Source organism: Paractinoplanes toevensis (assembly GCF_018332695.1).
Lineage (GTDB): Bacteria > Actinomycetota > Actinomycetes > Mycobacteriales > Micromonosporaceae > Actinoplanes > Actinoplanes toevensis.
In genome coordinates this window covers 1-22,007 of sequence record NZ_BOQN01000024.1, presented here as the reverse complement: position 1 = coordinate 22,007, position 22,007 = coordinate 1, and the positions used below count along the sequence as shown (strand labels likewise).

26 protein-coding genes are annotated in these 22,007 nt (G+C 70.3%); 16 read left to right on the top strand and 10 right to left on the bottom strand.

Annotation, left to right across the window (positions count from 1 at the left end; genetic code table 11):
* The first annotated feature begins 11 nt into the window (after positions 1–11).
* The 3 genes from Ato02nite_RS09900 to Ato02nite_RS09890 are packed head-to-tail and all read left to right on the top strand — an operon-like array spanning position 12 to position 2,828.
* A complete protein-coding gene (locus Ato02nite_RS09900; protein ID WP_438873029.1) occupies positions 12–953 on the top strand; it encodes a S1C family serine protease in 942 nt (313 codons plus the stop codon).
* A gap of 7 nt (positions 954–960) precedes the next feature.
* The gene (locus Ato02nite_RS09895) at positions 961–1,644 is read left to right on the top strand and encodes a response regulator transcription factor (protein ID WP_213006130.1); all 684 of its coding nucleotides are present in this window, start codon (positions 961–963) and stop codon (positions 1,642–1,644) included.
* Positions 1,641–2,828, top strand: coding sequence for a sensor histidine kinase (locus Ato02nite_RS09890; protein ID WP_213006129.1), 1,188 nt, complete (start codon positions 1,641–1,643; stop codon positions 2,826–2,828). The genes Ato02nite_RS09895 and Ato02nite_RS09890 overlap by 4 nt, the downstream gene beginning before the upstream one ends.
* 43 nt (positions 2,829–2,871) lie before the next feature.
* Here Ato02nite_RS09890 and Ato02nite_RS09885 read toward each other — a convergent pair whose 3' ends face one another.
* Both Ato02nite_RS09885 and Ato02nite_RS52480 read right to left on the bottom strand, forming a co-directional pair.
* Positions 2,872–4,509, bottom strand: coding sequence for a RecQ family ATP-dependent DNA helicase (locus tag Ato02nite_RS09885; protein ID WP_213006128.1), 1,638 nt, complete (start codon positions 4,507–4,509; stop codon positions 2,872–2,874).
* A gap of 40 nt (positions 4,510–4,549) precedes the next feature.
* Positions 4,550–4,681, bottom strand: a complete 132-nt coding sequence (locus tag Ato02nite_RS52480) for a hypothetical protein (RefSeq protein ID WP_281419713.1) — start codon at positions 4,679–4,681, stop codon at positions 4,550–4,552.
* Between the two features lie 153 nt (positions 4,682–4,834).
* Between Ato02nite_RS52480 and Ato02nite_RS09880 the strand changes: the two genes are divergently transcribed.
* Positions 4,835–6,394, top strand: coding sequence for a glycoside hydrolase family 3 protein (locus Ato02nite_RS09880; RefSeq protein WP_213006127.1), 1,560 nt, complete (start codon positions 4,835–4,837; stop codon positions 6,392–6,394).
* Here Ato02nite_RS09880 and Ato02nite_RS09875 read toward each other — a convergent pair whose 3' ends face one another.
* Positions 6,395–6,679, bottom strand: a complete 285-nt coding sequence (locus Ato02nite_RS09875; RefSeq protein ID WP_213006126.1) for a GNAT family N-acetyltransferase — start codon at positions 6,677–6,679, stop codon at positions 6,395–6,397. It lies immediately after the preceding gene.
* A gap of 42 nt (positions 6,680–6,721) precedes the next feature.
* Between Ato02nite_RS09875 and Ato02nite_RS09870 the strand changes: the two genes are divergently transcribed.
* The 7 genes from Ato02nite_RS09870 (at position 6,722) to Ato02nite_RS09840 (ending at position 10,695) form a co-directional block, all read left to right on the top strand.
* The gene (locus Ato02nite_RS09870; protein WP_213006125.1) at positions 6,722–7,048 is read left to right on the top strand and encodes a hypothetical protein; all 327 of its coding nucleotides are present in this window, start codon (positions 6,722–6,724) and stop codon (positions 7,046–7,048) included.
* Positions 7,049–7,084: 36 nt separating this feature from the next.
* On the top strand, positions 7,085–7,909 hold the full coding sequence (locus Ato02nite_RS09865; protein ID WP_213006124.1) for a DUF1206 domain-containing protein: 825 nt from the start codon (positions 7,085–7,087) through the stop codon (positions 7,907–7,909).
* Positions 7,910–8,002: 93 nt separating this feature from the next.
* On the top strand, positions 8,003–9,172 hold the full coding sequence (locus Ato02nite_RS09860) for a mechanosensitive ion channel family protein (protein ID WP_213006123.1): 1,170 nt from the start codon (positions 8,003–8,005) through the stop codon (positions 9,170–9,172).
* A 73-nt stretch (positions 9,173–9,245) separates the two neighbouring features.
* Positions 9,246–9,680, top strand: coding sequence for a phage holin family protein (locus tag Ato02nite_RS09855; protein ID WP_213006122.1), 435 nt, complete (start codon positions 9,246–9,248; stop codon positions 9,678–9,680).
* Positions 9,677–9,940: a DUF3618 domain-containing protein gene (locus tag Ato02nite_RS09850; protein WP_213006121.1), complete on the top strand. Its 264-nt coding sequence runs from the start codon at positions 9,677–9,679 to the stop codon at positions 9,938–9,940. Before Ato02nite_RS09855 ends, Ato02nite_RS09850 begins: the two co-directional genes overlap by 4 nt.
* The gene (locus tag Ato02nite_RS09845) at positions 9,937–10,206 is read left to right on the top strand and encodes a DUF4235 domain-containing protein (protein WP_213006120.1); all 270 of its coding nucleotides are present in this window, start codon (positions 9,937–9,939) and stop codon (positions 10,204–10,206) included. The genes Ato02nite_RS09850 and Ato02nite_RS09845 overlap by 4 nt, the downstream gene beginning before the upstream one ends.
* 285 nt (positions 10,207–10,491) lie before the next feature.
* Positions 10,492–10,695, top strand: a complete 204-nt coding sequence (locus Ato02nite_RS09840; protein ID WP_213006119.1) for a cold-shock protein — start codon at positions 10,492–10,494, stop codon at positions 10,693–10,695.
* Positions 10,696–10,802: 107 nt separating this feature from the next.
* On the opposite strand, the gene Ato02nite_RS09835 is transcribed toward Ato02nite_RS09840, so the two are convergent.
* Positions 10,803–11,033 (bottom strand): hypothetical protein, encoded by a 231-nt coding sequence (locus Ato02nite_RS09835; RefSeq protein ID WP_213006118.1) that lies wholly within the window; start codon positions 11,031–11,033, stop codon positions 10,803–10,805.
* On the bottom strand, positions 11,027–12,004 hold the full coding sequence (locus Ato02nite_RS09830) for an aldo/keto reductase (RefSeq protein ID WP_213006117.1): 978 nt from the start codon (positions 12,002–12,004) through the stop codon (positions 11,027–11,029). The genes Ato02nite_RS09835 and Ato02nite_RS09830 overlap by 7 nt, the downstream gene beginning before the upstream one ends.
* Before the next feature lie 66 nt (positions 12,005–12,070).
* Here Ato02nite_RS09830 and Ato02nite_RS09825 point away from each other — a divergent pair, with 66 nt between their 5' ends.
* Both Ato02nite_RS09825 and Ato02nite_RS09820 read left to right on the top strand, forming a co-directional pair.
* A complete protein-coding gene (locus Ato02nite_RS09825; RefSeq protein WP_213006116.1) occupies positions 12,071–12,829 on the top strand; it encodes a trans-aconitate 2-methyltransferase in 759 nt (252 codons plus the stop codon).
* Positions 12,830–12,845: 16 nt separating this feature from the next.
* Positions 12,846–13,871, top strand: coding sequence for an adenosine deaminase (locus tag Ato02nite_RS09820; protein ID WP_213006115.1), 1,026 nt, complete (start codon positions 12,846–12,848; stop codon positions 13,869–13,871).
* Here the strand turns inward: Ato02nite_RS09820 and Ato02nite_RS09815 are convergent.
* The 4 genes from Ato02nite_RS09815 to Ato02nite_RS09800 form a co-directional block, all read right to left on the bottom strand.
* A complete protein-coding gene (locus Ato02nite_RS09815) occupies positions 13,856–14,008 on the bottom strand; it encodes a hypothetical protein (protein WP_213006114.1) in 153 nt (50 codons plus the stop codon). The two genes, Ato02nite_RS09820 and Ato02nite_RS09815, sit on opposite strands and share 16 nt — an antisense overlap.
* A gap of 17 nt (positions 14,009–14,025) precedes the next feature.
* Complete coding sequence (locus tag Ato02nite_RS09810; protein WP_246606411.1) at positions 14,026–16,170, bottom strand: RICIN domain-containing protein; 2,145 nt, start codon at positions 16,168–16,170, stop codon at positions 14,026–14,028.
* A gap of 219 nt (positions 16,171–16,389) precedes the next feature.
* Positions 16,390–17,769 carry a HAMP domain-containing sensor histidine kinase gene (locus tag Ato02nite_RS09805; RefSeq protein ID WP_213006113.1) on the bottom strand — a complete coding sequence of 460 codons (1,380 nt, stop codon included), beginning with the start codon at positions 17,767–17,769 and terminating at the stop codon, positions 16,390–16,392.
* A gap of 17 nt (positions 17,770–17,786) precedes the next feature.
* Positions 17,787–18,476: a response regulator transcription factor gene (locus Ato02nite_RS09800; protein WP_213006112.1), complete on the bottom strand. Its 690-nt coding sequence runs from the start codon at positions 18,474–18,476 to the stop codon at positions 17,787–17,789.
* A 96-nt stretch (positions 18,477–18,572) separates the two neighbouring features.
* Here Ato02nite_RS09800 and Ato02nite_RS09795 point away from each other — a divergent pair, with 96 nt between their 5' ends.
* Together Ato02nite_RS09795 and Ato02nite_RS09790 are read left to right on the top strand one after the other, a co-directional pair.
* Entirely contained in the window at positions 18,573–19,526 is a 954-nt protein-coding gene (locus Ato02nite_RS09795; protein ID WP_213006111.1) for an ADP-ribosylglycohydrolase family protein, read from the top strand.
* 76 nt (positions 19,527–19,602) lie between these two features.
* Positions 19,603–20,058, top strand: coding sequence for an HIT family protein (locus Ato02nite_RS09790; protein WP_213006204.1), 456 nt, complete (start codon positions 19,603–19,605; stop codon positions 20,056–20,058).
* Here the strand turns inward: Ato02nite_RS09790 and Ato02nite_RS09785 are convergent.
* The gene (locus tag Ato02nite_RS09785) at positions 20,027–20,599 is read right to left on the bottom strand and encodes a TetR/AcrR family transcriptional regulator (protein ID WP_213006110.1); all 573 of its coding nucleotides are present in this window, start codon (positions 20,597–20,599) and stop codon (positions 20,027–20,029) included. The two genes, Ato02nite_RS09790 and Ato02nite_RS09785, sit on opposite strands and share 32 nt — an antisense overlap.
* A 53-nt stretch (positions 20,600–20,652) precedes the next feature.
* Here Ato02nite_RS09785 and Ato02nite_RS09780 point away from each other — a divergent pair, with 53 nt between their 5' ends.
* Positions 20,653–21,822 carry an FAD-dependent monooxygenase gene (locus Ato02nite_RS09780; RefSeq protein WP_213006109.1) on the top strand — a complete coding sequence of 390 codons (1,170 nt, stop codon included), beginning with the start codon at positions 20,653–20,655 and terminating at the stop codon, positions 21,820–21,822.
* The last annotated feature ends 185 nt before the right edge of the window (positions 21,823–22,007 follow it).

Sequence of the window (22,007 nt, the reverse complement as noted above, 5' to 3'; positions counted from 1 at the left end):
AGACACCCGCCATGTCGACTGCCGGCCTGGGGCCCACGCCCCGCGGACCCGAGTTCGTCCCCCCACGAACGTTAGGAGCACCAACGTTAGCCGCACCAACGTTAGCCGCACCAACGTTAGGAGCACGAACGTTAGCCGCACCAACGTTAGCCGCACCAACGTTAGCCGCACGAACGTTAGGGCCGCTAACGTTAGGCCAACCAACGCTAGGGGCGCCAACGGATGCTCGGCGGTGGCCGATGCTGTTGCTTGCCGGCCTCACCGTGGTCGGGTTGTCGGCCGGCGCTGGCGGTGCAGCCGGCTACCTCGGCGCCCGCCCCGACACCCCGTCCCCGACCACCTCCACCACAACCACCGATCTGGTCGCCTCGGCCGCCCGGGTACTCCCCGGCGTCGTGTCCGTGCAGGTCCGCACCGTCTCCGGCGGCGCATCCGGGTCCGGCTTCGTCTTCGACGGCCGGGGCCACATAGTCACCAACAACCACGTCGTCGCGGCCGGCGGCGCGGTGACCATCGTCGGCTCGGACGGCCGGCGGCTCGACGCCGAGGTGGTCGACACCGACCCGGGCAACGACATCGCGGTGCTGCGGGTCTCCCCGTCGCCGGCCCTGCGCCCGCTGGCGTTCGCCGACCCGAGCCGCACCCGGGTGGGCGAACCGGTGCTGGCGGTGGGTTCCCCGCTGGGCCTGTCCGGCACCGTCACCGCGGGGATCATCAGTGCCGTCGACCGCGAGGTCCGGCTCGGCGGCAGCAGCCGGCAGACCGCGGTGCAGACCGACGCCTCCATCAATCCCGGCAATTCCGGCGGCCCGCTGGTCAACGCGCGCGGCGAGGTCGTCGGTGTGAACACCGCGATCGCCACCATGGAGGGTGGCGGGTCGATCGGCATCGGCTTCGCCGTTCCGATCGAGCGTGCCCGGCAGGTCGCCGACGGCATCATCGCGCGGGGATAGTCGAATCATGCGACTGCTGGTGGTGGAGGACGAGGAAGACCTGGCCGAGGGCCTGCGGGTGGGCCTTTCCCGTACGGGGTACGCGGTGGACGTCGCCGCGGACATCGCGCAGGCGTACGAGCAGCTGACCGTCAACGCGTACGACCTGATGCTGCTGGACGTCAACCTGCCGGACGGCGACGGCTTCGCGCTGTGCCGGTCGTTGCGCGCCGGCGCGATATCCACTCCCGGCGACGACGACCTGCGGGTGCTCATGCTGACGGCGCGCGGCGACCTCACCGACCGGGTGCGCGGCCTGGACGACGGTGCCGACGACTACCTGGTCAAACCGTTCCATCTGGCCGAGCTGCAGGCGCGGATCCGGGCCCTGCTGCGCCGCGACACCAACGGCACCACGGCCCGCCTCACGGTCGGCGACACCGTGCTTGACGCGGCCCGGCACGAGGTCACCGTACGTTCCGTACCGCTGATCCTGACCCGCAAGGAGTTCGGCGTCCTGGAGTACCTGATGACCCGGCCCGGCCGGGTCGTCTCCGGCGAGGAGTTGCTCGAGCACGTCTGGGACGCCAACGCCGACCCGTTCACCCAGACCGTCCGGGTCACCGTGGGGACGCTGCGCCGCAAGCTGGGGGAGGGTTCGATCGAAACCGTGGTGGGCAGCGGCTACCGGCTGACCGGGCGCCGGTCGTGAGGCGCCCGGAGATCGTCCGGTCGATCCGGTTCCGGCTGACCGTCGTCTACTCGACGCTGCTGTTCGCGGTCGGCGGCGCGGCGCTGGGCATCACCTACTTCGCAGTCGAGCGGACCACCTCACCGCAGCCGATCAACGAGCGCACCGCGAAGATCTACGAGAACTGGCGGTACGTGGGCACCACCACGGTCGCCGAGGTCAGCGAGATCGAAGCGGCGATCAACTACAACACCCTGCAAACTTTGCGTACGTATTCCCTGATCGCGCTGGGCGGCCTGTTCGTGGTCAGTCTCGGTGTCGGCTGGATTCTCTCCGGCCGGGTGCTGCGCCCGGTCGGGGCGATCACCCGCACCGCCCGCGAGATCCAGGCCACCGACCTGTCCCGCCGCATCCACCTGGACGGCCCGCGCGACGAACTGCGCGACCTGGCCGACACGATCGACTCCATGCTGGACCGTCTCGACCACGCGTTCCGCTCCCAGCGTCAACTCATCGACGACGCCTCGCACGAGCTGCGCAGCCCGCTCGCCATCATCCGCACCCACCTGGACGCCACCCTCACCGCCCCGGACGCCACCGCCCCGGAACGGACCCGCTCGGTGGAGGTGATCGACCGCGCCACCACCCGCATGTCCCGCCTGGTGGAAGACCTGCTGGCCACCGCCCGCCGGGACACCGACACCCTCACCGACACCGAGGCCGACCTGACCGCGATCGCCGGCGAGGCCGGCGAGGAGTGGTTCCTGCCGGACCGCCCGCTGCACCTGCGCTACGCCACCACCGACGGGCTGCGCCTGATCGGCGACGCCGACGCCCTGCGCCGCGCCGTGGGCAATCTGCTCTCCAACGCCGTACGCCTGGCCCCCGACCATTCAACCGTGACCGTCGCGACCGGCCGGACCGGCTCCTGGCTGTGGGTGGCCGTGGCCGACGAGGGCCCGGGCATATCCCCCGACGACCTGCCCCGCGTCTTCGACCGCTTCTGGCGGGGCGCCCAGCCCGACCGCCCGCGAGAACGCCGCACCGGCCTCGGCCTGGCCATCGTCCGCCAGATCGTCGAATCACACGGCGGCCAGGTAGCCGCCTTCTCCACCCTCGGCGAGGGAAGCACGTTCGTCCTCTGGCTCCCCGCCACCGACCGCACCGACGACAACCCGCCGCCCACCGCGAATCCGTGGAGCTAGATCGCTCCGAAGCTAGATTCGATCTAGCTTCGGACACGTCGCGCTAATTGGTGGTCAGCAGCTTGTTCTCGACGACGACCGGGACCGACAGGGTCTTGTAGCCGACCTCGTCGAACAGGACCGTCATGCGGTCCTCCTCGTAGCCCATCACCGTGCCGGCGCCCCACTCGCCGTGCTCGACCTTGCTGTGTACCGCGAACGGCTCGTCGGCGGCCTCGGCGGCCACCTCGGCGGCGGAGCCGCTGACGCAGTTGTCGCAGTGGCCGCAGGGCTTCTTCATCTCCTCGCCGAAGTAGGCCAGCAGGGTCTGGCTGCGGCACGCCTGGGCCTGGGCGAAGCCGCGCATCATGTCGGTGCGGGAGCGGGTGACCACCTGCTGACGTTCGTACTCCTTGACGGCCAGCGCCGCGGCGGCCGCCGGCAGCGGGGCGAAGTTCGGGACCGTCATCTTGTTGCCCGAGCCGGCCACCGCCGCGCCCACCTGTTCCAGCAGGCCCAGATAGGCGCCGAGCTTGCGCGGGCCCAGCCCGGTCTTCTCCTTCAGTGCCGTCTTGGTCAGCGGGCCGGTGCGCAGCGCCGCGGCCAGCTCGCGCAGCTCGGTCTCGTCGGGCGCGCCGCCGCTGAAGAAGCGCTGGATGGCCTCGTCCTCGGAGCGCCACAGCAGCATGGCGTGGGCCTGCTCGCCGTCCCGGCCGGAGCGGCCGATCTCCTGGAAGTAGCTGTCGGGGGAGTCGGGCAGGGCGACGTGGGCGACCCAGCGAATGTTGGCCTTGTCGATGCCCATGCCGAACGCCGACGTGGCCACCATGATGTCGATCTTGTCGGCGGTGAAGGCCTCGTGGCGTTCCTCGCGCAGCCCGCCCGCCATGCCGCCGTGGTAATAGGTCGCGTTGTAGCCGGCGGTCGACAAGCGCTCGGCCAGCTCCTCGGCGGCCCGCCGGGTGGCGACGTAGATGATGCCGGGCCGGGGCGCCGCGTCGATCAGCTGGGTGAGCCGGCGCCAGCGGTAGTCCTCGTCGGGGCAGTAGGCGACCTCGAGGAACAGGTTGCGCCGGTCCAGGCCGGAGACGTGGATCTCGGGTTTGCGCAGGCCGAGGCGCTCGATGATGTCGTCGCGGACCGGCGGTGACGCGGTCGCGGTCAGGGCCAGGACCGGTGGACGGCCCATCTCCTTGATCATCTCGCCGAGGGCCAGGAAGTCGGGCCGGAAGTCGTGCCCCCAGGCCGAGATGCAGTGCGCCTCGTCGATGGCGACCAGGCCGGGCTTCAGCGCGCGCACCTCGGCCAGCCGCTCCGGGTCGCTGAGCTGCTCGGGCGTGATGAACAGGAACTCGGCGCGGCCCTCGCGGATCTCCCGGATCGCCTCGCGCTGCTGATGCGGAGTCTCGGCCGAGCTGACCCGGACCGCGCGGATCTTCGGGTCGTTCCGCTCGTTCAGCGCGGCGATCTGGTCCTGCTGCAGGGCCAGCAGCGGGGAGATCACCACGGTCGGGCCGGGTAGCAGGACGGCCGGGATCTGGTAGATCGCCGACTTGCCGGCGCCGGTGGGCAGCACGACGAGGGCGTCGCGGCGGCGCAGCACGGCGCGCATCGGCTTGAACTGGCCGGGCCGCAGGGAAGGCCAGCCGAACTGTTGCCGGGCGACGCGGCGCAGACGAGGTCCGTACACGGGAAGTTTCATCGAGCGGCCATTGTGCCCCAGAGATGTTGCGATGAAACGGCTATTTCTTGCCGCCGAACATCCGGCGGATCGCCCAGAGGAGGAAGAGGGCGGCCAGGGCCACCCCGAGGAGGCGTACGGCGTGAACCTCGGACCAGTCGACGCCCGAACCGGCGGCCAGTGGTGTCTGCACGCGAGCATCGTATCGACTCTCAGCTAATAGGAAGGTTTGTTGACTAAATAGGGATTGGGTGTGACCATAGGTCGGCACAAACGGGGGTGCGCGCTCCCACGAGCAAGGACGCGAGTGGAAGTCGCGCGCGACGACGCGGAGGTACACGGGCCCATGCCCCACCAAGAATTGGCGAAGCTGGCGGCCACGGTGCTTCAGCCCGGTTTTGTGGGCACCACCGCACCCGACTGGGTTCGCCGGTGGCTCGGCGAAGGCCTCGGCGGCGTGGCGCTCTTCGCCCGCAACGTCGAGAGCCCGGCCCAGGTGGCCGCGCTCACCGCACAGTTACGGGCGGAACGGCCCGACGTGATCGTGGCGATCGACGAGGAGGCCGGTGACGTCACCCGGTTCGAGTCGCGGCACGGCAGCTCCCGCCCGGGCAACCTGGCCCTCGGCGCCATCGACGATCCCGAGCTGACCGAGGCGGTCGCCCGGGACCTCGGCTACGAGCTGGCCCACGCGGGCATCACGCTCGACTACGCACCGGACACCGATGTCAACAGCAACCCCGACAATCCGGTCATCGGCGTACGGGCATTCGGTGCCGAACCCCAGCTGGTCGCGCGCCACTCGGCCGCCTTCGTCCGGGGTATCCAGGACGCCGGCGTCGCCGCCTGCGCCAAGCACTTCCCGGGTCACGGCGACACCAGCGTCGACTCGCACCACGACGTGCCGCTGATCGATCGCGACCGGGCCGCCCTGGACGCCTGCGAGCTGCTGCCCTTTCGGGCCGCCATCGAGGCCGGCGTCAAGGTCGTGATGACCGGCCACCTGCTGGTCCCGGCGTACGACCCGGAGCTGCCCGCCACGCTGAGCCGGCGCATCCTGACCGACCTGCTCCGCACCGAGCTGGGCTTCGACGGCCTGATCGTCACCGACGGCATCGAGATGCAGGGCGTGGCCCGCAAGTACGGCCTGGCCGGCGCGACCGTGCGGGCCATCGCGGCCGGTGCCGACGCGATCTGCGTGGGCGGCGGCCTGGCCGGCGAGGACACCGCGATCGAGCTGCGCGACGCGATCGTGGCCGCGGTGCACAACGGCACGCTGCCGGCCGAGCGGCTGTACGACGCGGCGGCCCGGGTCGGCCGGCTCGCCGCCTGGACCACCGCCGCCCGCCGGGGCACCGGCGTGGCCGCCGTCCCGCGGAGCAACGGCAACGGCAACGGTGCGAAGCCCCAGCCCGGCTCGGCGGTCGGGTTCGACGCCGCCCGCCGCGCGGTCCGGGTCACCGCCGCCGACGGTGCCGCGTCGCTGCCGATCACGGGGGCCGCGCACGTCGTCGAGTTCGCGCCGCCGCGCAACATCGCGGTCGGCGAGGAGACCCCGTGGGGCGTCAGCGCGCCGCTGGACGACCTGCGCCCGGGCACCACGTCGATCCGGCTCACCGAGAGCTACCTGGCCGAGCTCACCGACCCGGCGGCGACCGTGCTCGCCGGGGGTGACGGCCGCACCCTCGTACTGGTGGTGCGCGACCTGCACCGGCACGCCTGGCTGGCCGACGTGATCACCGCGGTGCTGGCCCGGCGGCCGGACGCGATCGTGGTGGAGATGGGTGTGCCGGTGACGGTGCTCGGCGGCGTGCACATCGCCACCTACGGTGCGACGCGGGCCTGCGGCCGGGCCGCGGCCGAGCTGATCGCCGGGACCCCGGTGCCGGCGCCGCTCGCGGCGTAACTACGAAACGACGATGTCGTCGTAGGTCGGGTGCTCCTCGACGTACTTGGCGAAGAACGGGCAGAGCGGGACGACCTTGTCGCCTCGGGAACGCAGCAGCTCCAGCGTGCGCTGGGCCAGCTCGTTGCCGAGGCCCTGGCCGCGGAAGTCCCGGTTGACCTCGCTGTGCGTGATCACGATGGCGTCGGGGCGGAGACGGTACGCGGCCAGGCCGGCCTGTGCCCCGTCGACCAGCAGCTCGAAGCGGTGCTGCGCAGGGTTGTCACGAACCTCGATGTCGCTCACAGATCTCACCTTAGGGTCGCGCGGTGCCCGTACCCTTCAAGAGTGCTCAAGCCCACCCGGCGCGTCGCCGCCGCACTCAGCTCGGCCGTCCTCGGCCTCGCGCTCCTTGCCGGTTGCAGCAGTGACAACGTCAACTGCGGTCTCGATCAGTGCACGGTCACCATCGACCGTGAGGTCAACGCGAGCGCCAGCGTGCTCGGCGTGGAGGCGAAATTCATCAGTGCCGACGCCAACACGGTCACCCTGGACGTCGCGGGCGAGCAGATCAGCCTGACCAAGGGACAGCAGGCGGTCAATGTCGGCGGCCTCGCGGTGTCCCTCGACAGCATTACCGGCGACACCGTTAGTTTCCAGGTGTCACGTAACTGAGGTTTGTCGGACGTCCCGTTCGGTCAATGAGGGGGCATGTCCTCCGCCACGTCGAACGTCAAGCACACCGCATCGCGGGCCGCCGACAGCAAACCGCTGGAGATGGTGGCCCGGGCCGGCTTCGTCGGTTACGGCATCGTCCACCTGATCTTCGCGTGGATCGCCGTCCAGGTCGCCTTCGGCGGCTCCAAGCAGGAGAGCGACCAGTCCGGCGCGCTGCAGTCCCTGGCCGGCAACGGCTTCGGCAAGACCCTGCTCGTCCTGATCGCGATCGGCATGGTCGGTATGGCCATCTGGCAGGCCTTCGAGGCCGCCATCGGGGAGAGTGGCCCGCAGGACAAGGCCGCGATCGCCGAACGGGTCATCTCCGGCGTCCGCGCCATCCTCTATCTGGTGCTGGCCTGGTATGCGGTCAACGTTCTGCGTGGCGGCAACTCGTCGATGGCGCAGAACCAGCAGAACAAGTCGGCCGGCATCATGGCCCACTCGGGCGGCCGCTGGCTGGTCGGCTTCATCGGCCTGGTGGTCATCGGGGTCGGCGTCGGCATCTTCGTCTACGGCTACAAGAAGAAGTTCCTGAAGCACCTCAACACGCAAGAGATGGCTCCCTCGGTGCGAAAGTCCATCACCCGGCTCGGTATGGGTGGTTACACGGCCAAGGGCACCGCGTACGCCATTGCCGGCATCCTGGTCGTGGTCGCCGCCGTCAACTACGACCCGGAGAAGGCCCGCGGCCTCGACGCCGCGCTGAAGACGCTGGCCGGTCACCCGTGGGGCGTGTGGTTGCTCGCGCTGATCGGTCTCGGCATCGCCGCCTTCGGCATCTACTGCTTCGCACAGGCCAAATACCGGAAAGTGTGAGCCGACACCTATCTCGCCGGGAGAGGGTTGCGATCGGCGTCCGCCGGGGCAAGGTGGATCGCTGGTCCCCCTCGCAACCGGAGGAGATGACAAGTGCCTCACCTGTTGACCGCCCTACTGGTGGTCGTGGCGGCCACCGGTGCCACGATCGCGATCGTCGAGCTCCTGCACTGGTCGCTGGCCCGTTACGGCCGGCGTTCGGAACTCGCGGCCGATCTGGCCCGCACCGCCCACCATCCGTTCCTGGCCACGATCACCGTTTTCGCGATCCAGCAGGCCATCCGGGCCGCTGCGGGGGAGTTCCCCGGCCGCGGCCCGCTGCTGCACCTGCTGGTGATCCTGTTCATCGCCGGGTTCGCCTGGCTGGTGGCCGCGCTCGTGCTGGTCTTGGAGGACGCCGCGCTGGCCCGCTGGCGCACCGACGTGCCGGACAACCTGAAACGCCGCCGCTTCAAGACCCAGGTGGTGATCCTGCGGCGGGTCACCGTCGCCGCGATCGTGATCCTGACCCTGGGCGTGGTGCTGATGACCTTCCCGGGCATCCGGGCGCTCGGCGCCAGCGTGCTGGCTTCGGCCGGCCTGGTCAGCGTCGTGGCGGCGCTGGCCGCGCAGAGCACCCTCGGCAACGTCTTCGCCGGCCTGCAGCTCGCCTTCAGCGATGCGGTGCGGGTGGACGACGTGGTGGTGGTCGAGGGTGAGTGGGGGCGGATCGAGGAGCTCACCCTCACCTACGTGGCCGTGCAGATCTGGGACGACCGCCGGCTGCTGCTGCCCACCTCGTACTTCACCACCAAGCCCTTCCAGAACTGGACCCGGACCGGATCGGCGGTGCTCGGCACGGCCGAGCTGGACGTGGACTGGGCCACCGACATCGAGCCGCTGCGCGCCGAGCTGCGGACGGTCTGCGAAGGCTCGCAGCTGTGGGACGGCCGGGTGTGCGTGCTGCAGGTGACCGACGCCGTCGGCGGCATGGTCCGGCTGCGTGCGCTGGTCTCCGCGGCGGATGCCGGGGCGCTGTTCGACCTGCGCTGCCTGGTACGCGAGCGTCTCGTGACATACGTGTGGCAGAACCAGCGCGCGAGTCTCCCGCGAGTGCGCGCCGACCTGACGCCACCCGGCTCCGCGCCGCTGCACCCGGCGCCCCGTCCGGAGGCGGACGGTGACATCTCGAACGACGGCCGCGTGTTCTCCGGCGGCCTCGACGGTGAGTCGCGCGGCAACCAGTTCGCCGGTCCGGACACTCCGGTGGTAAGCCGCCGGTGACACCTTTCCTGCAACAGGATTGACGGCCAGTTGATCAGGGCATAAACCCTGTTGTGGGGAAAGGGGTACGACGATGGCCGATGTCCTGAACGGTAAGCCTGCTCGACCGGTCGCGGAGCAGTCCACCGCGGAGTTGGTGCAGCGGGCGAGTGAGCAACTGTCCCGGCTGGTTCGTGACGAGATAGCACTGGCCAAGGCGGAGCTCGCCGAGAAGGGCAAGCACGCGGGCATCGGAGTCGGCCTGTTCGGCACGAGTGGTGTGCTGGCGCTCTACGGCATCGGTGCCGCGATCGCCACGCTGATCATCGTGTTCGACCTGTTCCTGCCGCTCTGGCTGGCCGCCCTGATCTGGACGGTCGCGCTCTTCCTGATCGCCGGTGTACTGGCCCTGGTGGGCAAGAATCAGGTGACCAAAGCCGTGCCGCCGGAGCCCCAGGCCGCGATCGAGAGCGTCAAGGCCGACGTGGACGAGGTAAAGCACGCCGTCCGGGATCGGGGAAGAGCATGAGCGAGACGGCCAAGGAACCCAAGCCCACGATCGAGGAACTGCGGGCCGAGATCAAGCAGACCCGCACCGAGCTGGGCGAGACTGTGCAGGCCCTGGCCGCGAAGGCGGACGTGAAGGCCCGCGCGAAGGACCAGGTCGAGGTCGCCAAGGTGCGGGCCCGGGAGGCGGTGGCCACCTCGCCGGTGCCGCTGCCGCTGGTGTTCGCCGGCCTCGTCGCGGTCGTCGGGATCATTCTGGTGGTTCGTGGGAGGAACCGTTGAGCAAGGTAGGCAAGATCGCATACAAGCCCGTCGGCATCCTGCTCGGCATCGCGGCCGGCTCTCTGGCCGGCTTCGCGTTCAAGGAGGTCTGGAAGATCGCCACCGGTGACGACGACGCTCCTAACGCGACGGACGAGGACCGTGGCTGGGGCGAGATCCTCGCGGCCGCCGCGGTGCAGGGCGCAATCTTCGCGCTCGTGAAGGCGGCCGTCGATCGCGGCGGTGCCGCGAGTGTTCGCAAACTGACCGGCCAATGGCCGGACTAGAAGCCTCTGACCGGTACGGCCTCCCACATCGCGAGAGCGAAGTGGGGGGCCTTTTCCATATCAGCCGACGTGTATTCGACTGGCTCGAGGGGGAGCTTTGCGGGCACCTTTTCGGGTACAGTGTGGCCAGTTTTTGCGTATGTGGTTCGCTGCTTCCGTCAAGACCCGAGTTGCGACGGATGGGACGTCCTCTGCAAGGTCTGCCTCAAACGGCGCCGCTGCTCGAAAACGGTCAACGGCCCGGGCTGCGGAACGGGGCCGGCATTTCCAGAGGGAGAGTTCAGTATGGCGCAAGGAACCGTGAAGTGGTTCAACGCAGACAAGGGCTTCGGCTTCATCACCGTCGATGGTGGGGGTGCTGACGTGTTCGTCCACTTCTCGGCCATCCAGGCGAGCGGCTACCGCAGTCTGGAAGAGAACCAGCGGGTCGAATTCGAGATCGCCCAGGGCCAGAAGGGCCCGCAGGCGGAGCAGGTTCGCCCGCTCTGAGACCACCACGCCGGTCCTCGTGACCGGCCGTCGATCGCCTGGCGGAGATCGGCTTCTACAAACAACAAGCCCCCGCGCTGCATAGCGCGGGGGCTTTCTTATACGTCTTATCTTTTGGATCGAGATCGGACACGCTCGCCGATCACGACCATGATCAGACCGAACAGGGCAAGAGCCCCACCGACGAATGTCCAGGCTTGTTTACCACTCATCTTGCTGTCGGTGAGAATATCCAGGCCCTGAAGTGTCCACAGTCCGCCGAGGACCAAGGCGAGGATGCCGACCACCATCGGCAGCCAGCCTTTGAGTTTAGGGCCTGGTGCCGGTTCGTTCACCATTTGTCATGCACCGCCGGCCGGATCAACTCGTCGTAAACCTCGTTGACCGCCTGCAGCGTCTCGGCCGGCAACGGCGCGAGGCCGGCCGCCGCCGCGTTGGCTTTCGCCTGGGCGGGATTGCGGGCGCCGGGGATCACCACGGTGACCGCGGGCTGGTCGACGATCCAGCGCAGAGCGAACTGGGCCATCGTAGCGCCGGCCGGGACCAGCGGGCGCAGCCGGCGCACGGCCTCGAGGCCGGTCGCGAAGTCGACGCCGGAGAACGTCTCGCCGACGTCGAACGCCTCGCCGTGCCGGTTGTAGTTGCGGTGGTCCTCGGCCGAGAACGTGGTGTGCTCGTCGTACTTGCCGGACAGCAGGCCGCTGGCCAGCGGCACCCGGGCGATGATGCCGACGCCCGCCGCGGCCGCGGCCGGCAGCACCCGCTCGAGCGGCTTGAGCCGGAACGCGTTGAAGATGATCTGGACGCTCGCGGTGCCCGGTCGGGCGATGGCGGCGAGGGCCTCGTCGACCTTCTCGACGCTCACGCCGTACGCCCGGATCCGCTCTTCCTGGACCAGGGTGTCGAGAGCGTCGTAGACCTCGTCGGAGGAGAACACCGGGGTGGGCGGGCAGTGCAGCTGGACCAGGTCGAGCGTGTCCACGCCGAGGTTGGCGCGGGAGCGGTCGGTCCAGGCGCGGAAGTTGTCGAGCGTGTAGTTGCCGACCTCCTGCGCCACCCGGCGGCCCATCTTGGTGGCGACGGTCAGCTGCGGTTTGTCTTTGACGAAGGAGCCGACGATCTGCTCGCTGCGGCCGTCGCCGTAGACGTCGGCGGTGTCGATGAACGTGACGCCCGCGTCGACCGCCGCCTGCAGGGTCGCGTGCGCGTCGGACTCACTGACCTCACCCCAGTCGGCGCCGAGCTGCCAGGCGCCCAGGCCGATCACGCCGACGGTGCGGCCCATCCTCGAAAAGGTGCGATTCTCCACGGCGAAACCCTACCGTCTTCTCTGCTATCTTCTTGCAAGACGTACGTACGGTTTGGAGGCTTGCTGATGTGGGATCCCGCCGTTTACCGCCGCTTCGGAGCCGAACGCTCCCGCCCGTTCTTCGATCTGACCAGCCGGATCGACGCCGCCCGCCCGCGCGCGGTGGTCGATCTCGGCTGCGGCCCGGGTGAGCTGACGCTGACGCTCGCCGAGCGCTGGCCGGACGCGCGGGTCACCGGGGTCGACTCGTCCGCCGAGATGATCGACAAGGCGGTCGCGCACGACGGCGCCGCCTGGTTCCAGGTCGGCGACGTGCGCGACTGGAAACCCGGCCCGGACGTCGACGTGCTGGTCACCAACGCCACCCTGCAGTGGGTCGACGGGCACCGCGAGCTGCTCGCCCGCTGGGCCGCCGAGCTGCCGTCCGGCGCCTGGCTCGCCATGCAGGTTCCCGGCAACTTCGACGCCCCCTCGCACCGGCTGCTGCGCGCGATGGCCGGCACCTACGGCATCGCCCACGTGACGAGGGAGGCGCCGGTCGACCATCCGACCGGATACGCGGAACTCCTTCTCGGGGCGGGCGCGCAGGTCGACGCGTGGGAAACCACCTATCTGCACCTTCTGCCGGATTCAATGGAGGAGCACCCGGTCCTGCGCTGGATGGAGGGCACGGCGTTGCGGCCCGTCAAGGCGGCCCTGGACGAGAATGCCTGGCAGAGCTTCCGCGCCGATCTGGGGCGGGAGCTGGCCGCCGCCTACCCGGCGGCACACGGCCACGTCGCGTTCCCGTTCCGGCGGATCTTCGTCGTCGCGCGGACCGCCTAGAGGAGAGGAACCACGGGTGACCGACCTGACCTCGTTCATCGCCGGGCTGCCGAAGGCCGAGCTGCACGTGCACCACGTGGGCTCGGCCTCGCCGCGCATCGTGGCCGAACTGGCCGCCCGGCACGAGGGCCGGTCGCCGGTGCCGGCCGACCCCGCCGCGCTGGCCGACTACTTCGCGTTCAGCGACTTCGCGCACTTCATCGAGGTGTACCTGACCGTCGTCGACCTGATCCGCGACGACGAGGACGTCCGGATGCTCACCTACGAGGTGGCCCGCGAACTGGCCCGTCAGCAGGTGCGGTACGCGGAGCTGACCATCACGCCGTACTCCAGCGTGAAGCGGGGCATCGCGGCGAAGGCGTTCTGCGAGGCCATCGAGGACGCCCGCCGGGGTGCCGCCGCCGACTTCGGCATCGAGCTGCGCTGGTGCTTCGACATCCCGGGTGAGGCCGGCCTGGCCGCGGCCGAGGAGACCCTGCGGGTGGCGCTCGACGAGAAGCCCGAGGGTCTGATCAGTTTCGGCCTGGGCGGGCCGGAGATCGGCGTACCGCGGCCGCAGTTCAAGCCGTACTTCGACCAGGCGCGAGCGGCCGGTCTGCACAGCGCGCCGCACGCCGGCGAGACCACCGGGCCGGACACGATCTGGTCGGCGCTGCACGACCTCGGCGCCGAGCGGATCGGGCACGGCATCTCCGCGATCCGGGACGACAAGCTGGTCGCCTACCTCGCCGAGCACCGGATCCCGCTGGAGATCAGCCCGACCTCCAACGTGCGCACCCGCGCGGTCGCGAGCATCGAGGAGCACCCGCTGCCGCTGTTCGCGGAAGCGGGCGTGCCGTTCAGCATCAACTCGGACGATCCGCCGATGTTCGGCACCACGCTCGAGGAGGAGTACGCGGTCGCGGCCCGGCTGCTCGACCTCGACGTGCGCGGCGTGGCCGGGCTGGCCACGGCCTCGGTCGAACAGAGCTTCCTCTCCCCGGCCGGGAAGAAAGCCCTGATCGCCGAGATCGACACCTACACCGCTCACAACCTCGCGTAGAGAGGTTCCTGCCAGACCGCGAGCACCACGACGATGCCGATGGTGAGGATCGCGATCCAGCGAATCAGTCGCCGTTTGTTGAACCGGGCCGGGCCCTCGTCGGGCTCGGTCTGGCGTCTTTCCAGGGTGTCGCGCATCTAGCCGTCGCCTCCGGTCAGTCGGGTACCGCTGTCCAGCTCTGGTGGCGCTGACCGTTGCCGTTCTGAAGCACCAGCACCCGGTGCGCGCCGAAGCGTTGCTCACCCACCCCCGCCACCAGGTCACCGACCGTGGTGCGCAGGGTGAAGCCGTAATCCGAGGCCTGCAGCTGCCAGCGGGCCCCGTCGTCGGTGCCGCAGTCGCCCTGGATGAGGGGATTGCCGGCGACCGGGTTGCCGTCCAGCGGCACGACGCACTTGCCGGTGGCCCGGGAGACCAGCGAGTACGAGCCGTTGCCGGCCGGCACCAGCTGCCACTGCTGCTGGGCGTTGCCGTCGGTCTCGCTCAGGGTCAGCGGCGTGCCGTTCGCGGTGCGGGCCGCGTAGAGATCGGCGGCGCCACCGGTCAGCGCGTTGGTCAGGGTGAACCAGGTGTTCTGCGCCGGCCGGGCGGCAGGAGCGGTCTCCACCGTCCCCTTTGCCGCGTACGCGCTGCCGGACTTGATCGTCACCTGGTACTTCGCGTCCGGGCGGAGACCGATCAGCCGGGCCCGGGTCGCCTTCGTGGTGGCGATCGGGGAGTCCCCGACCCACACCTCGTAGGTCGCGGTGGGCGCCGCCGCGCTCCAGGTCAGCCGCACCGAACTGCTGTCCGCGTCGCGCACCTCGACCACGGCCTGGACCGGGGCCTGAGCGACCGCGTTGGTGACCGGCTTGGCCCGGGCACGGACCGGCTCGGCGGACGGGTCGGCATTGCCCGGCTGCTGGCCGGTCTGCGCCTCGCCGGTGGCGGGCGGCGCCGGGACGGTCGGCGTGGCGCCGGCCCCCGGGTCGGCCGTGGCCGGAGCAGTCGTGGTGGCACCCGGGGCCGGGGCCGAGGCGACGTCGCTGGGGGTGGTGTCCGGTGCCGGCGCGCCGAGAGCGTCCGGGATGTCGTCACCGCCGTCGCTGCGCAGCAGGAACTCGCTGGTCGCGATGTTCCAGTTCTTCGCGAGGTAGCCGCCCGGCTTCGGGTCGGTGCTGAAGTAGTCGTCGTGACCGCAGTCGAGGCGGTTCTCGTGCTTCTTCGGGCACACGTTGCGCACCGCCTTGCCCGAGCGGTCGGGGTTGCACAGCAGGTCGTAGTCGTCCAGGCAGCCGCCGGCGCCGCTCGAGTTGGGCGTGTCGATCAGCACCGCGCCGAGCGTCTGGGTCAGCTCCCGGGCCGCCATCACCGAACTCCAGCAGCCGGCGTCGACCCGGCCGTAGGACGGTCCGCCGTTGTTGCGGTTGCCCAGGCCGGCCCGGCGGTCGGCGATGAACGTCGAGATGCCGCAGTAGACGTTGGCGTCCGCGAACATCAGGTATTTGCGGTCGTTGCGGTTGTAACCGAGCGTCTGCAGCGCCTTGACGCTGGTCGCGAACGAGGAGAGCTGGTCGGGCGCCAACTGCACCTCGGCCACGTCGACCCGGCACTGCGGAGTCGTCACGAACCGGATGTGCCGGGAGCCGCCGGTCTCACCAGCGCTCTCGTCGAAGATCTGGTCGACCCCGGCGGTCCAGGTGCGGATCGAGCCGAGGAAGTCGGTGTACCGCGACGGGGTGCCGAACTCGTGCAGGTAGAGCACCTGGATGCGCTTGCCGCTGCGGCCGTCGGCCTCGCAGGCGACCCCGTTGGAACCCATGATGAAATCGGCCTCGCCGGGCGCCGCGTCCGGCACCAGAGCCGGGGCGTCCGCGGTCAGTGCGCTGCCGCCCAGGTCGCGGGCGATCTCGGCGTCGCTCGGCACGGTGGCCGACTCCAGGGTCGGCATGACCGGCTCGGGGGCCTTCGACGTCACCGGGACGACGTCGCGGCGCACCGACAGGCCGGCCGGGGCCGGGTCGGGGCCGGCCGTGCAGGTCTGCTCGTCCAACTGGTAGGTGCCGGCGCAGATCGCGTCGGTCTTGGCGGTCTGCAGTCCCTCGTAGACCAGGCCCTGACCGGGGTCGTCCTCGGGCACCGAGGTCAGCTCGAGCTGCTGCGAGCTGCCGCCGGTCACCTCCTCGACCACGCTCGGTCCGACCACGCCGCCGATGCCGAGCACCGCGAGCCCCAGGCCGACCGGCAGCAGCCGGTGGGTCCAGGGGCGCTCCATCCGGCGATGCGCGCTCGGGGCGAGCGGCCGGCGGGTGATCGGCAAATCCTCTCCTTGCCTGGCGGGTGCGCGGTGAGAGGCGGCTATGGGGTTACCGCCTCCCACCGCGCGCTGACTCCGCCGGTTCGTTTCGCGGGGACGATTTGCGGGCTCCGAACCGGAGAGCCGGATGGGATCGGTGGGAAGACTGCCAGTCCGGCCACGCCAGCGGAACGCCTTTAATCCATTTCTAAGCAACTGTTGCACCGTCTTGCGTAATCGGGCTCACTCGGACCTGCCCGGCCTGTTCGTCCGTTCCCGGGCCATCCGGCCGACCAGTCCGAAACGGCTGGCCTGCTTGGGGACCGCGTCGGCGTCGGACAGCAGCATCACCACGCTGGCCCCGCCCATCGCGGACCGGGCGAGGCTGACCGAACCGCCGGTGGCCTGCGCCGCACGGCGGGCGATGTCGAGCCCGAGCCCGGTCGAGCCCTGGTCGCTCTGGCCACGCTGCATCGCCTTCTCCGGGTCGGGGATCCCTGGCCCCGCGTCCTCGACACGGACCGCAACCCAGCCGTCACGCCGGGAGATGCCCACCTCGAATGCGGTGCCCTGCGGTGTGTAGCGGAACACATTACCGAGGACGGCATCCAATGCGGCGGCCAGTTCGGCCCGGGCGACCGGAACCGGAATCCGCAGATGCGCACCGATGACTTTGTACTGCCTGTTCTGGTCTCCGGCCAGCGCGGACCAGAACATCATCCGTTCGCGTACGACCTCGCTGGCGTCGCACAAACCGTCCGCGACGGTCTCCGCGACCTGCGCCGCCACCGCCTTCCGAGTGGTGTTGATCAGCTCGTTCACCTCACCCTCGAGGGTCACGATCGCCTGCCGGATGCGCCGGATCCCGCGCCGCCGGTCCAGCTCGGCATCGTCGAGCATGCCGACCTGGGTGTCGTCCGGGTCGAGCGCCTCGGCGTCCAGCCGCAGCGCGGTCAGCGGGGTGCGCAGCCGGTGCGACAGGTCGGCGACGAACTCACGTTCGTTGGTGCGGGCGGTCACCAGCCGGTCGGCCATGCGGTTGAACGCGTACCCGGCCTCGGCCAGCTCGCGCGGACCGGACGGCTGGATGCGGACGCCCAGATCGCCGTCGCCGACCTTGAGAGCCGCCTGCACCAGGTTGCGGGCGGAGCTGACCGCACCTCGGGCGAGCCGGTCGACCACGAAGACCGAGCCGGCGATCAGGCCCAGCGCGATGCCGAGCAGCAGCAGCCAGTTACGGCCGGTGTGGCCGTCGAGATCGGCCGCCGGTACGAAGATCTCGACGACCGACGTCTTGCCGGCCACGGTCACCGGCTCCAGGCGTACCACCCCATCGGAGATGTCGATGGTGCGGATGTCGCCGCTGTCGGCCGTGCGTTGCACCTCGGCCGCGCTGACCCGGCCCGGCACGTTCCCGGTCGGCGGATGCACCACCGCGCCGCCCGCGGCGGTGATCGCGGCGGCGAGGCCCTTCTGATTGGTACCCGCGGCGATCGCGCCGGCCACCGTGGCGCTGTGCCGTTCGGCCGTCGCCATGACCTGGTCACGGTGGTCGGAACGCAGCTCCCAGCCGAGCGGGATGAGGAAAGCGAGGGCGGCGACCGCCGTGGTGGCCGCGGTCATCGCGGCCAGCCGGGACCTCAGTCCGGCGCCACCAACCGGAATCCGACCCCCCGCACGGTGCGCAGGTAGCGCGGCTTCGCCGCGGATTCGCCCAGTTTCCGCCTCAGCCAATAAAGGTGGACGTCGATCGTCTGGTCCTCGCCGACCGATGGCTGTCGCCATACCTCCTCCAACAGCTCACGACGGGAGACCACCCGGCCCGGGCGGGCCGCGAGGTATGCCAGCAGGTCGAATTCCTTGCGGGTCAGGGCCAGCGTCTGATCGCCCAGGCTCGCGCTGCGCTCACCGATGTCGACCCGGAGCTCGCCGACCTCGTGCACGGCCGGCTGCGCGGTGCGGCTGGCCCGGCCCACCCGGCGCAGCACCGTGGCGATGCGCGCATCGAGGTGGGCGCCGGTGAACGGCTTGACCATGTAGTCGTCGGCGCCGGCCCGCAGCAACCGGACCACCGTCTGCTCGTCGTCACGCGCGGTGGCGATGATGATCGGGACGTCGGTGATGCCGCGCAGCATGCGCAGCGCGTCCGAACCGTCCAGATCGGGCAGTCCGAGGTCGAGCACCACCAGGTCGGGCGTTTCGGCGGCGACCCGGCGCAACGCGTCCAGCGCGGTGCCCACGGCGTGCACGGCGTGGCCCCGATCGGTCAAGGATCGGAGCATCGCGCCACGCACGACGTGATCGTCCTCGACGAGCAACACCGTGGCCATGCGAAGACCGTAGCGCCAAGCGCGGGTGGCGCCTAACCCGTGATTGAGGGACACCTTTCGATCACTCAGCGTGTTCGAATACCATCCGATGTGCCGATGTCGTTCACTTTGTTTCCCGGTACAAGGCTGGCTCTCGCGCTGGAGAGCCTGGCCGGTCTGAGCGTGGGCGACGCGCTCGGCAGTGCCGGGGGGCCGTCGCCGTCTTCCGACATTTCCGATCTGCCGCTCGGGCCGTGGGAGTGGACCGACGACACCGAGGAAGCGTGCTGCCTGGTCGCCGTGCTCGCCGACCGTGAGTTCGATCGCGATGCGTTCGCCGAACTGCTCGGCCGCCACCACGATCCCGGCCGGGGCTACGGCCGGGGTGCGTTGATCGTGCTGGGCGAGATCCGCGACGGGCTACCCTGGCCGATCGCGTCGGCCGCCGCCTTCGACGGGCAGGGCTCGGCGGGAAACGGCGCCGCGATGCGGGCCGCACCGCTCGGCGCCTGGCATGCCGACTCCCTCGTGCACGCGGCCGCGCAGGGTGCGCGGGCCGCCGAGGTCACGCATGCGCATGCCGACGGCATCGCCGGGGGAGTGGCCGTGAGCGTGGCGGCGGCCGCGGCGGCCGCCGGGCGGCTCGACGGCGACCGGCCGGACCTGATCCGGATCGTGGCCGCACACAGCCCCGACGGCCGCGTGCGGGACGGCCTGCTGGCCGCGGCCCGGCTGGCCGGCGCGGCTCCGCGCGGCGAACGCCACGCGCCCGGCGTGCGGCGCGCGGCGGTGGCACAGGCCGCTCGCGAGCTGGGCAACGGCGTCCGGGCCATGGCGGCCGACACCGTGCCGTTCGCGATCTGGGTGGCCGACCGCTTCCTCGACGACTATCCGGCCGCGATCGGCGCGTGCATCGACGCGGGCGGTGACGTGGACACCACCTGCGCGATCGCGGGCGGCATCGTGGCCGCGTACACCGGTCTGGACGGCATTCCGCCGGCCTGGCTCTCGGCCCGGGAACCGCTGCCGGGTTGGCTGGCCGCGGCGACAGCCGCGGGCGAAGGACCGTAGTCTGCTCAACGTGACGGAGCAGCAAGTCGAGACCGGCGAACCGGACGGGCTGGAGCGGCTGTGGACCCCGCACCGGATGACCTACATCACCGGCGAGGACCGGCCCGACGGCTGCGCCTTCTGCCTGGCGCCCGGCCTGCCCGAGGCGGAGAGCCTGGTGGTGGCGCGCGGCGAGCTCGTCTACGCGGTGCTCAACCTCTATCCGTACAACCCGGGGCACGTGCTCATCTGCCCTTACCGGCACGTGGCCGACTACACCGAGCTCACCGAACCCGAGACGGTGGAGGTGGCCGCCTTCACCCGGACGGCGATGCGGGTCATCCGGTCGGTGAGCAGCCCGCACGGCTTCAACCTGGGGATGAACCAGGGCTCGGTGGCCGGCGCCGGCATCGCCGCGCACCTGCACCAGCACGTGGTGCCGCGGTGGGGCGGCGACGGCAACTTCATGCCGGTGATCGGCCGCACCAAGGTGCTGCCTCAGCTGCTGGCCGACACCCGGCTCATGTTCGCGAAGGCGTGGCCAGTGCCCTGATCCCGGCCACGATCTCCTCCGGGGTGGGCGCGGTCGCCGGGTCGGTCAGCCACTGGGTCAGCACCCCGGACATCAGTGCCATCTGCACCGAGCCGACCGTGCGCACCGTCCGGCCGTCGAGCTGATCCTCCGGCGTGCCGGTGATCAGTGCGGCCATGCCCCGCCGCCCCTGCTCGATGCCGCCGGCGAGCTGCCCCCGCAGCTGCGGGTTGTGCTCGGCCTGGAACATCACCTCGAAGCTGGCCAGCCACAGCGGGCGATGCGCGGTGATCGAGCCGATGATCCGGCGCCAGACGCCGACCATCGGGTCCTCCCCGTCGACGGCCGGGCCGGTGAGCGCGGTGAACACGGCGTCGCCCCACTCCTCCATGGCGCTCAGCATCGCGGTGGTCATCAAGGCCTCGGTGGAGCCGTAGTGGTAGCCGATCGAGCCGAGGTTGGTGCCGGACAGCGCCACGATGTCGCGCGCGGTCGTCCGGGCGTAGCCCTTCTCATACAGCGCCCGCTTGGCCCCGGCCAGCAGATTCTCCTTGTGCCCCACAATCGCGATCCTAACTTCTATACAAACGTATAAGACGTTTGTATAGTACTCCCATGACGACCTCACGGGTACTCATCTCCGGAGCCGGCGTTGCCGGTCCCGCCCTGGCGCTGGGCCTGCGCCGCCGCGGCTTCGACGTCACCATCGTGGAGCGGGCGCCGGCCCTGCGCGTCGGCGGCTACAAGGTGGACGTGCGCGGTGCGGGCACCGAGGTGCTCAAGCGGCTCGGTGTCTACGACGCCTGCCGCGCCCTCGACTGCGGCATGAAGCAGATCACCTACGTGAAGAAGGACGGCCGGCCGATCGCCGCCCTCCCGGCCAGCCTGCTGATGGGCCGGCGCGGCGACGACATCGAGCTCATGCGCGGCGACATCGGCCAGGTGCTGTATGACGAGACCGCCGCCGACGTGGAATACGTGTTCGGCGACTCGATCACCGGCCTGACCGACGGTCCCGAGGGGGTCGACGTGGCGTTCGAGCGGGGGGCGCCACGCCGATTCGACTACGTGGTCGGGGCCGACGGCCTGCACTCCAACACCCGGCGACTGGCGTTCGGCGAGGTCGAGCCGGTCCACCTGGGCGCGTACATCTCGATCTTCGAGGCCCCCAACCACCTCGGCATCGACCGCGAGGAGTTCATGTACTTCCGCCCCGGGCGCCTGGCCTTCGCGTACGCCATGGGCCCGGACCAGCCCGCCAAGGTCGGCCTGACCTTCGCGTCCCCGCCGCTGGACTATGACCGCCGTGCCGTCGTTGCCCAGAAGGCGCTGGTCAAGGAGGCCTTCAGCGGCCTCGGCTGGGAGACCGACAGGTTCCTGGAGTCGATCGACGCGGCCGGCGACTTCTACTTCGACTCACTGAGCCAGGTTCACCTGAAGGGCTGGTCGTCGGGCCGGGTGGTCCTGCTGGGCGACGCCGCGCACTGCCCGTCCCCGTCCTCCGGGCAGGGGACAAGCCTGGCCTTGGTGGGGGCCTATGTCCTGGCCGAAACTCTGGGCAAGCCAGGCGGCTTCGACGAGTACGAAGCGACGTTGCGTCCGTATGTGGAGAAGAACATGGAGTTCGGCCGGAAGATGGCTAAGGACATGGTGCCGGGTGGGCGTCTGGCGATCGCGTTCCGTAGTTATGGCATGCGCACCCTGAAGTATCACCCGCGCAAGGAGCAGGTGATCGACAAGGTTCTGGCCCCGATGCACGAGGCTGCTAATGCGATCGTCCTTTAGGCCGGGGGGTTAAGACCGCGGGGCTCCGCCCCACACCCCGGCCGGGCGCTCGGAGATCGGCCTGCCGGTTGGCTTCCGGTTGGGCGCGGGGCTGGTCTCAACCAACCCCAAAACCAGAAACCCGTCGTCGCCCCACGCCCGGCAACTGGCCCAAGGCATAAACGCGCAAGCTTTTAAAGCTGTTG

Coding starts and splice junctions, on each gene's coding strand:
- Ato02nite_RS09790 (WP_213006204.1), top strand. CDS start 19,603: ATGACCTACATCACCGGCGAGGACCGGCCCGACGGCTGCGCCTTCTGC.
- Ato02nite_RS09795 (WP_213006111.1), top strand. CDS start 18,573: ATGTCGTTCACTTTGTTTCCCGGTACAAGGCTGGCTCTCGCGCTGGAG.
- Ato02nite_RS09835 (WP_213006118.1), bottom strand. CDS start 11,033: ATGGTGAACGAACCGGCACCAGGCCCTAAACTCAAAGGCTGGCTGCCG.
- Ato02nite_RS09855 (WP_213006122.1), top strand. CDS start 9,246: ATGGCCGATGTCCTGAACGGTAAGCCTGCTCGACCGGTCGCGGAGCAG.
- Ato02nite_RS09805 (WP_213006113.1), bottom strand. CDS start 17,769: ATGACCGCGGCCACCACGGCGGTCGCCGCCCTCGCTTTCCTCATCCCG.
- Ato02nite_RS09825 (WP_213006116.1), top strand. CDS start 12,071: ATGTGGGATCCCGCCGTTTACCGCCGCTTCGGAGCCGAACGCTCCCGC.
- Ato02nite_RS09780 (WP_213006109.1), top strand. CDS start 20,653: ATGACGACCTCACGGGTACTCATCTCCGGAGCCGGCGTTGCCGGTCCC.
- Ato02nite_RS09850 (WP_213006121.1), top strand. CDS start 9,677: ATGAGCGAGACGGCCAAGGAACCCAAGCCCACGATCGAGGAACTGCGG.
- Ato02nite_RS09885 (WP_213006128.1), bottom strand. CDS start 4,509: ATGAAACTTCCCGTGTACGGACCTCGTCTGCGCCGCGTCGCCCGGCAA.
- Ato02nite_RS09865 (WP_213006124.1), top strand. CDS start 7,085: ATGTCCTCCGCCACGTCGAACGTCAAGCACACCGCATCGCGGGCCGCC.
- Ato02nite_RS09900 (WP_438873029.1), top strand. CDS start 12: ATGTCGACTGCCGGCCTGGGGCCCACGCCCCGCGGACCCGAGTTCGTC.
- Ato02nite_RS09895 (WP_213006130.1), top strand. CDS start 961: ATGCGACTGCTGGTGGTGGAGGACGAGGAAGACCTGGCCGAGGGCCTG.
- Ato02nite_RS09800 (WP_213006112.1), bottom strand. CDS start 18,476: ATGGCCACGGTGTTGCTCGTCGAGGACGATCACGTCGTGCGTGGCGCG.
- Ato02nite_RS09840 (WP_213006119.1), top strand. CDS start 10,492: ATGGCGCAAGGAACCGTGAAGTGGTTCAACGCAGACAAGGGCTTCGGC.
- Ato02nite_RS09880 (WP_213006127.1), top strand. CDS start 4,835: ATGCCCCACCAAGAATTGGCGAAGCTGGCGGCCACGGTGCTTCAGCCC.
- Ato02nite_RS09815 (WP_213006114.1), bottom strand. CDS start 14,008: ATGCGCGACACCCTGGAAAGACGCCAGACCGAGCCCGACGAGGGCCCG.